This is a genomic window from Pseudomonas sp. St290, assembly GCF_018325805.1.
GTDB lineage: Bacteria > Pseudomonadota > Gammaproteobacteria > Pseudomonadales > Pseudomonadaceae > Aquipseudomonas > Aquipseudomonas bijieensis.
Map to the genome: position 1 here is coordinate 2944142 of NZ_AP014703.1, position 12095 is coordinate 2956236.

Below are 12095 nucleotides of genomic sequence, written 5' to 3' on the forward strand. Positions count from 1 at the left end.
GTTAGCCCACACCGCTCAAGGTTTCTCTCGGCTGACCAACGTTTCCAATCGCGCCAACGGTGGCGCTTCGCGACTGCGGTCCGACACGGTCAGCTCAACCCGCAACATCCGGCCATTTTCCGCCGGGCGCAGGTTCTGTTCGCAACGCAGCAACAGTCGCCCCTGGTCACACTCGAACACTTTCGAACCCTGGGCAAACCGTCCTTCCAGGCGCAACTGTGCCAGTTGGCTGCGGGCGGCCAACAAGGCGATGGATTTGTCGCGCAGCAGGCCGTTGCTCTGGGTCATCACCGCGGCCACGCGCACAGCGGCCGACATGGCCACGGCGATGATCGCCAGGGCCACCAGCACTTCGATCAGGGTGAAGCCGGATTGTGGAGCAGGGCGTGGCATGGCGCGGGCTCGATGGGCGAAGGCAGCCCTCAAGGCTAGTTCACGTTCATGACCGATTGACGACGCAAGCTCCTGAGCAATTTCAATATCACTGACATATTTTCTTGCAACACTGCGCCTCGAATCGAATCCAGCGAAGGACCGTCGAGATGCAGATCGCCCGTTACAAAGCCCGTTCCCAAGGCCCTCGCGGGCAACTGGGGTTCACCCTGATCGAGATCATGGTCGTGGTGGTGATTCTCGGCATCCTGGCGGCGATGGTGGTGCCCAAGGTCCTCGATCGCCCCGACCAGGCCCGGGCAACGGCGGCGAAACAGGACATTGGCGGCCTGATGCAAGCCTTGAAGCTGTATCGCCTGGACCACGGCAGTTACCCGAGCATGAACCAGGGCCTCAAGGTGCTGGTGGAAAAGCCGGCCGATGCGAAAAACAGCACCTGGCGCTCTTATCTGGAGCGCTTGCCCAACGACCCATGGGGCCGTCCTTATAACTACCTCAACCCCGGCGCCAACGGCGAAGTCGACATCTTTTCCCTGGGGGCCGACGGCCAGCCTGACGGCGACGGCGTGAATGCCGACATTGGCTCCTGGCAGTTGTAAGGGCCGTGATGCGAACGGATTCGCCCCTCGCGGCGAAGCAGCGCGGCATGGCGGTCATCAGTGCCTTGCTGATTGCCGCTGTGGTAGCGGTCATCGCCGGTGGCATGCTGAGCCGCCAGACCCTGTTCACCCGCAGCCTGGAGGCCGAGCAGTTGCGCGTCCAGGGCTCGGCGCGGTTGCAGGGCGGCCTGCAACTGAGTCGCCAGTTGCTCTGGGACGCCCGTCAGCGCGATCCACTGACGCGCTTCGGCCAACCCTGGGCGAAACCTATCGTGATGCCGGAATCAGGCCAGATCGACACGCCGTTCGAAGGCCAGCTGGAAGATGAGCAAGGCAAGTTCAACCTGCGCAACCTCGTCGCCAATGAACAGGTGGATGAGGAACAAGTGCGCGCCTTCGAACGCTTGTGCGAGCAGCTTGGGGTTGCTGCGACGGTCCGCAGGCGCATCGTCGAAAGGGTCGTCGAGGCTTATCCGCGCCTGTTGAATCCGCAGCGGGTGGAACAAGCGCCAAAGGGCAATACCTTCGACAGCGGCCGGGACACCTCGCCCCAGGCCGCCAACAGGGCGCTGGCGCCGACGCGCCCGATGCTGCGCACCTTGCAAGACCTGCGCAGCGTCAAGGGCGTCACGGCGCGGTTGCTGGAAACACTGGCGCCTTACGTGACGATCCTGCCGACCAACACTTGGCTCAATGGCAACACCGCCAGTGCTCCGGTGCTGGCCGCCTACGTGCCGGGGTTGTCGCTGCAACGGGCCGAGGCGCTGGTCCGGGAGCGTGACGGCGGTCACTGGTTTATCAATCGCGGCGATTTCGTCAATCGCCTGCGCATGCCGGAACTGGACACTGCCAGCGTCAAGGTCGGCATCACCAGCGACTGGTTCCGCCTGCGCGGCCAGGCGCGTAGCGGTCAGCGGCGGGTTGAACTGGAAGCCCTGCTGCAATGCACCCAGGACCGCTTGCCCCAAGTGATCTGGTCAAGGGTGGGCGTATGACGCGCTTGCGCATCGCCCTGGCGCCGCTGGGCAGCCTGGATCTCGACAGCGAGATGGCATTCGCCTGGCTGGATCGTCAGGGCCAGGTCCGCGAACAGGGCCGCGGCAGCCTGCGAGCATTGGGCCAAGGCGCCAAGAATATTTCGGTGGAATGCTTCCTTCATCCCCGCGACAGTTTGCTGACCCGCCTGGAGTTGCCACTGTTGCCAGCGGCCAAGATCACCGCAGCGGTGACGTGCGCGGCCCAGGCCCTGATGCTCGGTGCCAGCGAGCAGATGCAAGTGGCGCATAGTCCGCGTGGGACCGACGGGCAGGTACAAATCGCCTGGCTGGACCGTGAGTCGCTCGCCCACCTGGGCCGGCTTGTGCACCAGGCCGGCATGAAGCTGCGCGGCCTCTATCCGGCGGCCTACGCCTTGCCGGTGCTGTCGGGGCCGGTGGCCTGTATCGAGGACGGCCACCTGCTGGTGCGCCATGATCTTCAGTACGCTGTGGTGCAACCGTTGCAGGAAGAGGCGCTGGATGAATGGCTGCTGGAAATTGGGGCCGGGTTGCATTGGGTCGCAGAGGCGCCGCCGCAACCGTCGATCAGTACCTTGGCCGACACCCAGCGCTGGACTGGTCCGGCGCCGGGCTGGGGCTTGCATGCCGGTCTTTCACGCAATGCAGTCGAGCGCGGCGGTTGGGGCCGGGCGGCGGCGATCTGCGCGACAGCGCTGGCGGTCTGGGTGGTCGGGCTGAACCTCTACGCCGCCCGCGAAGCGGCCCAGGGCCAACGGCTCAAGGTGCAGATGAGCCAACGGGTGAAGCAGGCGTTTCCCGAGCTGGCGGTGATCCTCAACCCGTTGCAACAGGCGCGCCAGCAAATCACTGCGCGCCAGAGCGGTGCGGCGAGCGACCCGGCCCAACGCTTTGCCAGCCTGGTACAACAGGCGGGCAGTGCCATGCCGTTCATGAGCGGCAATGTCCAGGCACTGGTGTTCGAGAACGGTGAATTGCGCCTGAGTGTCGTGGCCGAGGCGCAGAAAACCACCGCCGAAGAGGATTGGAAAATTCCCCTGGCCCAGGCCGGCATCGACGTCGTTGCCATCGACCAGGGCTGGACCCTGCGAGCGGCAACGGTCGGCCAGGGCAGTCAGGACGCCCCCGACGAGAATCCGGACGCCGATGATGAATAAGCACTCCCTGGCGCTGGCGTGGGGGCGCTGGCAAACCGTTCGCACGCGATTACGCACGTTCTGGCAGGGACTTGCCGTGCGCGAACAAGCCGCCGTGGCCCTGGCTGCGTTGGTGTTGGGCGGTTGCCTGGTCTGGCTCGCCATGATCCAGCCGCCGCTCAAGACCATCGCCTATTGGCAAGCCGAAACCCCGAAGCTGCGTTCACAGGCCGAAGCCCTCGAAGTGCTGTTGCGTGACGTCGCTGGGCCTGCACCAGGCCAGCCCCTCGAAGCCGCCTTGCGTCAGAGCCTGGAAGCCAGTGGCTTGAGCCAGCACTACCAACTGCAAGCCCCCGGCGCCGAGCGTCCCAACGCCTGGCAGCTCACGTTCGACAAGGCCCCCGCCGAGGCTGTGATCAGTTGGCTATTGGGCAACCCGCGGCAATTCTCCCTGGAAGTGATCGAGGCCCGCTTGCAGCGTACCCCGACCGATTCCGACTACCTCGCTAACCCCGACAACACCGCCGGCACACTGTCCGGAACCGTTCGCATGGATCAGGCGCAAGGCGCTAAGGAAGCTTCATGAAAGGGGCCAGATACCCACGTCATTGGCGCAAGGTTGCACCGTTGTTGTTGCTGGCGTTGAGTGCGTGCAACAGCACGCCGCCCGCGTCGCAACCACCGTTGCTGGTGGACAGTGAACTGGGCATTCCGCTGGGCAGTACCCAACGCAGTGGCGATGCACTGCTGGATCGCCAGCGGGCCCAGGACCTGCGTGAACGCAAGCCAGCGGTGCGGCATCAGGTCGATCTCACCGCCCGTGCCCGAGAGCCGCGCAGCAGTGCGCCAGTGCGCACGCCCCTGGGTGACCAACCGGTGACGCTGAATTTCGTCGAGGCGGATATCCAGGCGGTGGTGCGGGCCTTGTCCCGCTCCACCGGCCAACAGTTCCTGGTGGACCCGCGGGTCAAGGGCAACCTGACGCTGGTTTCCGAAGGCCAGGTGCCGGCCAGCCAGGCCTACGACATGCTGCTGGCCGCGCTGCGCATGCAAGGTTTCAGCGTGGTGGATGTCAGCGGCGTCGCCCAGGTGGTGCCGGAGGCCGACGCCAAGCTGCTGGGCGGGCCGATCTACAGCGCCGACAAACCGGCCGGCAACGGCATGCTGACCCGCACCTTCCGCCTGCAATACGAAAACGCGGTGAACCTGATCCCGGTGCTGCGCCCGATCGTGTCGCCGAACAACCCGATCAATGCCTACCCGGGCAACAACACCATTGTCGTCACCGACTACGCCGAGAACCTGTCACGGGTGGCGCAGCTCATCGAAGGCATCGACACCCCGAGTGCCATCGACACCGACGTGGTACCGGTCCACAACGGCATCGCCGTCGACATCGCGCAAATGGTCTCTGACCTGCTGGAGACCCAAGGCGGTGACCAGACCCAGAAGATCAACGTGATCGGCGACCCGCGCTCCAATTCCATCATCATTCGCGCGGGGAGCCCCGAGCGTACGGAACTGGCGCGCAACCTGATCTACAAGCTCGATAACGCCCAGAACAATCCGAGCAACCTGCATGTGGTGTACCTGCGCAACGCCCAGGCCGGCAAACTGGCCCAGGCCCTGCGCGGCTTGCTCACCGGGGAAAGCGAAGGCGAGGGCAACGACAACTCGCGCTCGGTGCTCAGCGGCATGGGCGCCAGTACCAACGGCCAGAGCGGGCAGGGCAGCAGTGGCGATGGCACCAGTAGCACCACCACCAGCGGCAGTGCATCATCCAGCGGTAACGGTTACACCCAGGGCAGCAACGGTTCCACCACCACTTCGACGAATAACGAACAGGGCACCGCCTTCAGCGCTGGCGGCGTGACCATCCAGGCCGATGCCACCACCAACACCTTGCTGATCTCGGCGCCGGATCCGCTGTACCGCAACCTGCGGGAAGTCATCGACCTGCTGGACCAGCGCCGCGCCCAGGTGGTGATCGAGAGCCTGATCGTCGAGGTTGGCGAGGACGACGCCAGCGAATTCGGCGTGCAATGGCAGACCGGCAACCTCGGTGGCAGCGGGGTGATCGGCGGGGTCAACCTTGGTGGTACCGGGCTCAACCTCAACGGCAAGACCAGCATCGACGTGTTGCCCCAGGGCCTGAACCTTGGTGTGGTGAATGGCACGGTGGACATTCCCGGCATCGGCAAGATCCTCGACCTCAAGGTCCTGGCCCGGGCGCTGAAGAGCAAGGGCGGCACCAACGTGCTGTCGACGCCAAACCTGCTGACCCTGGACAACGAAGCAGCGAGCATTTTTGTCGGCCAGACCATTCCCTTCGTCAGCGGCAGCTACGTCACCGGTGGCGGTGGTACCAGCAACAACCCGTTCCAGACCGTGACCCGCGAGGAGGTGGGCTTGAAGCTCAATGTCCGGCCGCAGATCTCCGAGGGCGGTACGGTCAAGCTCGATATCTATCAGGAAGTCAGTAGCGTCGACAACCGCGCCTCGAGCACCACGGGGATTGTCACCAACAAGCGTGCCATCGACACCAGCATCCTGTTGGACGACGGGCAGATCATGGTCCTTGGCGGGTTGCTGCAGGATGGCTACAGCCAGAGCAACGACGCGGTGCCGTGGCTGTCGACCATCCCCGGTATCGGTGCGCTGTTTCGCAATGAGCGGCGACAGATCACCAAGACCAACCTGATGGTGTTCCTGCGGCCCTACATCATCCGCGACACGGCGGCGGGCCGTGGCATCACCCTCAACCGCTACGACTTCATGCGCCGCGCCCAGGGCCTGCTGCAACCGGATCGCAGCTGGGCGTTGCCGGACATGCAGGCGCCGCAACTGCCAGCCTCGGCCCGGGCGATCCCGGGGGCGGCGCCCATGAGCCTGCAAACGCCCAGGGCGGTGATCAAGGCGGTGCCGATCGAAGGAGGCACTCGCTGATGGACACCAACTCTGTGGGAGCGAGCCTGCTCGCGATGACGGCGGCCCGATCGATATCCATGCAAGCTGACCCACCGCTATCGCGAGCAGGCTCGCTCCCACAAGGTGCAGATGCAACTTATGGACCTGAGGTGTCGACATGAACACCCTCCCATACGCCTGGGCCAAGGCCCAGCGCCTGGTGTTGCGCCAGTCCGACGAGGGCGCGGTGCTGATGGTGTGTCCCTCCACGCCGGGCTGGTCCATCAGTGAAGTGCGCCGGCAGTTCGGCGAGGTGCGGCTGGAGCGAGTACGTGACGAGGAACTCGACGGGTTGCTCAACACGGCCTATGCCGACACCGGTAGCGCCGCCGCCGTGGTGGGCGCGGCGGAAAACGAAGTGGATCTCGACCGGCTGATGCAGGACATCCCCGAGATCACCGACCTGCTGGACACCCAGGACGGCGCGCCAGTGATCCGCATGATCAACGCCTTGCTGACCCAGGCCGCACGGGACGAGGCCAGCGACATTCACATCGAACCCTACGAAAGCCATTCGGTGGTGCGCTATCGGGTCGACGGCACCCTGCGCGACGTGGTTTCGCCACGCAAGGCCCTGCACGGCGCGCTGGTGTCGCGGATCAAGATCATGGCCCAGCTCGACATCGCCGAAAAACGCCTGCCCCAGGACGGCCGCATCGCCTTGCGCGTGGCCGGACGTCCGATCGACATCCGGGTTTCGACGGTGCCCACCGGCCATGGCGAACGGGTGGTGATGCGCCTGCTGGACAAGCAGGCCGGGCGCCTGCAACTGGAAACCCTGGGCATGGACCCGGACGTGCTGGACAAGCTCGACCACCTGATCCGCCAGCCCCACGGCATCGTGCTGGTCACCGGCCCCACCGGCAGTGGCAAGACCACCAGCCTCTACGCCGCCCTGGCCCGGCTGGACGCCAGCGTGCACAACATCCTCACCGTGGAAGACCCGGTGGAGTACGACCTGCCGGGTATCAGCCAGATCCAGGTCAACGCCAAGATCGACATGACTTTCGCCCTGGCCCTGCGCGCGATCCTGCGCCAGGACCCGGACATTATCATGATCGGTGAAATCCGCGACCTGGAGACCGCGCAAATCGCCGTGCAGGCCTCCCTCACCGGTCACCTGGTGTTGGCCACACTGCACACTAACGATGCGGTGTCGGCCATCAACCGCCTGGTCGACATGGGTGTCGAGCCGTTCCTGCTGGCCTCGTCGATGCTCGGCGTACTGGCCCAGCGCCTGGTCCGCAGGCTCTGCCCGCAGTGCAAACAGCCCGATCCGGCCACGCCTGGCACGTGGCGTCCGGTGGGCTGCCCGAGCTGCAACCAGACCGGCTACAGCGGGCGCACCGGCATCCACGAACTGTTCTGCATCGACGACGACATCCGCACGCTGATCCACCAGGGGGCAGGGGAGCAGGCCCTGCGCGCCGCCGCTCGCCAGGCCGGCATGTTCAGCATGCGCGAGGACGGTGAGCGCTGGGTGCGCAGCGGCGCCACCGCCCCTGAAGAAATCCTGCGCGTGACACGGGACGCCTGATGAATCGCTACCGTTTCGAGGCCGCCGACGCCCAGGGCAAGATCGAATCCGGACACTTGGAAGCCGACAGCCAGGGAGCCGCTTTCAACCTGTTGCGCAGTCGCGGATTGACCGCGTTGCAGGTGCAGTTGGAGCGCAACACGACGCAGGCCAATGGCGGTGGACTATTCAGCGCCAAGCTATCGGACAACGACCTGGCCTGGGCCACCCGGCAACTGGCGAGCCTGCTGGGGGCGAGCCTGCCGTTGGAGGCGGCGTTGAGCGCCACGGTGGAGCAGGCCGAGCGCAAGCACATCGCCCAGACCCTCAGCGCAGTGCGCGCCGATGTGCGCAGCGGCATGCGTCTGGCCGAAGCCTTGGCTGCGCGGCCACGGGATTTTCCGGAAATCTACCGGGCGTTGATTGCCGCCGGAGAGGAGTCCGGCGACCTGGCCCAGGTCATGGAGCGATTGGCGGATTACATCGAGGAGCGCAACAACCTGCGGGGCAAGATCCTCACGGCGTTCATCTATCCGGGTGTAGTGGGGTTGGTGTCGATCGCCATTGTGATTTTCCTCCTCAGCTACGTCGTGCCGCAGGTGGTCAGCGCGTTTTCCCAGGCTCGGCAGGACCTGCCCGGATTGACCGTGGCGATGCTGACCGCCAGTGACTTCATCCGTGCCTGGGGCTGGTTGTGTTTTGGCATTTTGGCCGGTGGGTTCTGGGGTTGGCGGATGTATTTGCGCAACCCGCAGGCACGCTTGAGCTGGCACGCAAGGGTGTTGCGCCTGCCGTTGATCGGGCGTTTCGTGCTGGGCCTCAACACCGCGCGCTTTGCCTCGACCCTGGCGATTCTTGGCGGCGCCGGGGTGCCGTTGCTGCGGGCCCTGGAGGCGGCGCGCCAGACCCTGTCCAACGACCGCCTGAGCCTGAGTGTCAGCGATGCCACGGCCAAGGTCCGCGAAGGGGTCAACCTGGCCGCAGCGTTGCGGGTGGAAAAAGTCTTCCCGCCGGTGCTGATCCATCTGATCGCCAGCGGCGAGAAAACCGGCTGCCTGCCACCGATGCTCGAACGCGCCGCGCAGACCCTGTCCCGCGACATCGAACGCCGTGCCATGGGCATGACCGCGCTGCTGGAGCCGTTGATGATTGTGGTCATGGGCGGCGTGGTGCTGGTGATCGTCATGGCGGTGTTGTTGCCGATTATCGAGATCAACCAGTTGGTGCAATAAACCCACATATCTTGAGTCAGGCACAAACCCTGTGGCGAGGGGATTTATCCCCGTTGGGTTGCGCAGCGACCCCAAACAAGTTGCATGGGATCTGCCTGATGTACCGAGATGTCCGGGTTTGGGGCTGCTACGCAACCCAACGGGGATAAATCCCCTCGCCACAACAGCGGTAGTGCAAAAAAACTCTGCGGTGTCGTGGCATCTCCCGACCCTTGCCCGCGCCAAACTCGGGTTCCTCGTTCTGTCATGTTCGTTCGCCAGGCGACCACCCGCCGCGACCTTCACTGTCTCCTTATCCGGTTCGACCGCCAAACCAGCTCGAAACCCCAGTCCAGAGCCCTGGAACACCCGAGAAAAATGCCTTGAAAACAGCCCTCAGCTCCCGAGGTTTTTTCCTTTATCTGTCACCGGAAACTGCGAATTTCTAACCCATGGCCTCACCCCATCGCCATCGGCACAGGACCGAGCGCCATGACGGCAAGCACGCGTTACCCAACCTACGTACGAACACGATGAAAGGAGATTCTTCATGTTTAAGCGCAACGTTCTCGCGGTATCCCTGACCCTCGCCGGCCTCTGCGCCGCTCAGGCCGCCATGGCTGATGTCAATGGCGGTGGTGCTACCTTGCCTCAGCCGCTGTACCAGACTGCTGGTGTACTCACCACCGGTTTTGCCCCTTACATCGGTGTGGGCAGCGGTAACGGCAAACTGGCTTTCCTGAACAACGACTACACCAAGTTGGTGCCTGGCGACACCAGCGGCAAGAAAGTGCACTGGGCAGGCAGCGATTCGAAGCTCAGCCAGGCTGAATTGGATGGCTACGTTGCCAATCATGGTACTGCCTGGGGTCCGTTGATCCAGGTGCCTTCGGTCGCCACTTCGGTTGCCGTTCCTTTCAACAAGACCGGCACTGCTAACGTCAACTTGAGCGTTGATCAGTTGTGTGGCGTGTTCTCCGGCCGTCTGAACGACTGGAGCCAGATCACCGGTTCGGGCCGTACTGGCGCAATTACCGTGGTTTATCGTGCTGAGAGCAGCGGTACCACTGAGCTGTTCACTCGTTTCCTGAACGCCAAGTGCGCTGAACCTAACAACGCTAAGTTCGCAATCACCACCAACTTCGCGTCCAGTTTCAGCGGCGGGCTGCCCTCCGGTGCCGTTTCCGCCACTGGCAGCCAGGCTGTGATGACTGCTGTGAACGCTGCTCAGGGTCGTATCACCTACATGAGCCCGGACTACGCCGCCACCACCTTGGCCGGCTTGGACGACGCCACTAAGGTCGCCCGTGTTGCCGGTGTTTCCCCAGCCCCAGCTAACGTTTCGACTGCCATCGCTGCTGTTCCAGTACCAGCCGCCGCCAACCGCGCCAACCCGAACGCCTGGGTGCCGGTGTTCGCTGCAACCACCAACCCTAACGATCCGAGCGTCGTGGCTTACCCAACCACCGGCTATCCGATCCTGGGCTTCACCAACGTGATCTTCAGCCAGTGCTATGCCAACGCTGCCCAATCCACGCAGGTGCGTGACTTCTTCACCCGTCACTACAACGCCACTGCGGCCAGCAGCAACGATGCGGCTATCACCGCTAACCGCTTTGTACCACTGCCAGGTGCTTGGAAATCCGCCATCCGTGGCAGCTTCCTGACCACTTCCAGCGCGCAAAGCATCGGTAACACAAACGTCTGCAACGGTATCGGTCGTCCGCTGTAACACACCACGCCTGAGCGACACGCAATACCAATCAGCAACGGCGCAAGCCGTTGCTGATTTCCTCGTAGTTAATGGTGCTCGTTTCGCCCCTTTCAGCTGCGCTACAGCCCGAACGACTCGGATAGGGCGCAGCATTTCAAGACAGGAGTCTTGTCATGTCCAAGCATTTTTTCCGAACGGTTGCAGTGTTGTGCAGCGGCCTATGCGCGCCGTTGGCAATGGCGGATATCAATGGCGGTGGAACGACCTTGCCTCAGCCGCTTTACCAGACAGCCGGAGTGTTGACCGCTGGTTTCGCTCCCTACATCGGTGTGGGCAGCGGTGCGGGCAAGATCGCTTTTCTGAATAACGATTACAGCAAGTTCGTGGGTGGCATTACCACCAAGAACGTGCATTGGGTCGCCAGTGACTCAAAGCTCAGACCCGTCGAGTTGGACACTTATGCCTTCGCTCATGGCGCGGCCTGGGGTCCATTGATCCAGGTGCCTTCGGCTGCCACTTCAATCGCCATTCCGTTCAACAAGGCCGGCGCGGCAGGCATCGACTTGAGTGTCAACCAGTTGTGCGGTGTATTCTCCGGTCGTCTGATCGATTGGAGCCAGATCACCGGCTCTGGCCGTAAAGGTCCAATCACTGTGGTTTACCGTGCCGAGAGCAGCGGAACCACGGAGCTATTCACCCGCTTCCTGAACGCCAAGTGCGCGGAAACAGGCACCTTCTCCGTCACCACCAACTTTGCCTCCAGTTACAGCGGTGGGCCGCCGGCCGGTGCTCTATCGGCCGTTCATAGTGAAGGAGCCATGTATGCAGTGAGCGCGACTCAAGGTGCTATCACTTACATGAGCCCGGCGTATGCGGCATCGACCTTGGCTGGCCTGGATGACGCCACAAAAGTGGCCCGGGTTGCCGGTGTTTCTCCTGCGCCAGCGAATATTTCGGCAGCTATAGCCGCAATCGCTGTTCCTGCCACCGCTAATCGCTCGAATCCAAACGCCTGGGTGCCGGTATTCTCCGCGACTACCAGCCCAAATGACCCAAGCGTGGTGCCTTTCCCAATCACCGGCTACCCCATTCTTGGCTTCACCAACGTGATCTTTAGCCAGTGCTATGCCGACGTCGCCCAGAGCACACAGGTGCGTAACTTCTTTACCCGTCACTACAACGCTTTCCTTACCATCAATAACGACGCGGCTATCACCGCCAACCGTCTGGTGCCGTTACCAGCCGCCTGGAAAACCGCAATCCGCACCACTTTCCTGACGGCTGCCAACCCCTTAAGCATCGGTAACCCTAACGTATGCAATGGCATAGGTCGTCCGCTGTAAAACCATGCTGGGAGCAACTCAAAACATCGATCAGCAACGGCGCAAGTCGTTGCGATCTTTGCCTGACATCCGTACCGACACAGCCACATGAAATTTTCATGACAAGCGTTCGGTCCCGCCCCTCTGTAACCGCCTATCCCCTATAACCAACGCTGGCAGCTTGATGGCACTGCGTTGCGCCCCTTAGAGCGAACCCGAAA

Annotated in this window: 10 protein-coding genes; 9 read left to right on the forward strand and 1 reads right to left on the reverse strand. The window is 63.3% G+C overall.

Annotated elements, in window-relative coordinates; all coding sequences use genetic code 11:
* Positions 1 to 15: 15 nt before the first annotated feature.
* On the reverse strand, positions 16 to 393 hold the full coding sequence (gspI, locus tag PBDP_RS13010) for a type II secretion system minor pseudopilin GspI (protein WP_109756214.1): 378 nt from the start codon (positions 391 to 393) through the stop codon (positions 16 to 18).
* A 149-nt stretch (positions 394 to 542) separates the two neighbouring features.
* Between gspI and gspG the strand changes: the two genes are divergently transcribed.
* The 9 genes from gspG (at position 543) to PBDP_RS13055 (ending at position 11895) form a co-directional block, all read left to right on the forward strand.
* Positions 543 to 992, forward strand: coding sequence for a type II secretion system major pseudopilin GspG (gene gspG, locus PBDP_RS13015; protein WP_109756213.1), 450 nt, complete (start codon positions 543 to 545; stop codon positions 990 to 992).
* A gap of 8 nt (positions 993 to 1000) precedes the next feature.
* Positions 1001 to 1987 (forward strand): type II secretion system minor pseudopilin GspK, encoded by a 987-nt coding sequence (gene gspK / locus PBDP_RS13020; protein WP_212802344.1) that lies wholly within the window; start codon positions 1001 to 1003, stop codon positions 1985 to 1987.
* Positions 1984 to 3165, forward strand: coding sequence for a type II secretion system protein GspL (gene gspL, locus PBDP_RS13025; protein ID WP_212802345.1), 1182 nt, complete (start codon positions 1984 to 1986; stop codon positions 3163 to 3165). The genes gspK and gspL overlap by 4 nt, the downstream gene beginning before the upstream one ends.
* Positions 3158 to 3730 carry a type II secretion system protein M gene (locus tag PBDP_RS13030; RefSeq protein ID WP_109756210.1) on the forward strand — a complete coding sequence of 191 codons (573 nt, stop codon included), beginning with the start codon at positions 3158 to 3160 and terminating at the stop codon, positions 3728 to 3730. Before gspL ends, PBDP_RS13030 begins: the two co-directional genes overlap by 8 nt.
* Positions 3727 to 6090 carry a type II secretion system secretin GspD gene (gspD, locus tag PBDP_RS13035; RefSeq protein ID WP_212802346.1) on the forward strand — a complete coding sequence of 788 codons (2364 nt, stop codon included), beginning with the start codon at positions 3727 to 3729 and terminating at the stop codon, positions 6088 to 6090. The genes PBDP_RS13030 and gspD overlap by 4 nt, the downstream gene beginning before the upstream one ends.
* Before the next feature lie 139 nt (positions 6091 to 6229).
* The gene (gspE, locus tag PBDP_RS13040; RefSeq protein ID WP_212802347.1) at positions 6230 to 7648 is read left to right on the forward strand and encodes a type II secretion system ATPase GspE; all 1419 of its coding nucleotides are present in this window, start codon (positions 6230 to 6232) and stop codon (positions 7646 to 7648) included.
* Positions 7648 to 8859: a type II secretion system inner membrane protein GspF gene (gspF, locus tag PBDP_RS13045; RefSeq protein ID WP_109756207.1), complete on the forward strand. Its 1212-nt coding sequence runs from the start codon at positions 7648 to 7650 to the stop codon at positions 8857 to 8859. The genes gspE and gspF overlap by 1 nt, the downstream gene beginning before the upstream one ends.
* 529 nt (positions 8860 to 9388) lie before the next feature.
* A complete protein-coding gene (locus tag PBDP_RS13050) occupies positions 9389 to 10570 on the forward strand; it encodes a substrate-binding domain-containing protein (protein ID WP_109756206.1) in 1182 nt (393 codons plus the stop codon).
* Positions 10571 to 10725: 155 nt separating this feature from the next.
* A complete protein-coding gene (locus PBDP_RS13055) occupies positions 10726 to 11895 on the forward strand; it encodes a substrate-binding domain-containing protein (RefSeq protein ID WP_109756205.1) in 1170 nt (389 codons plus the stop codon).
* Positions 11896 to 12095: the final 200 nt, after the last annotated feature.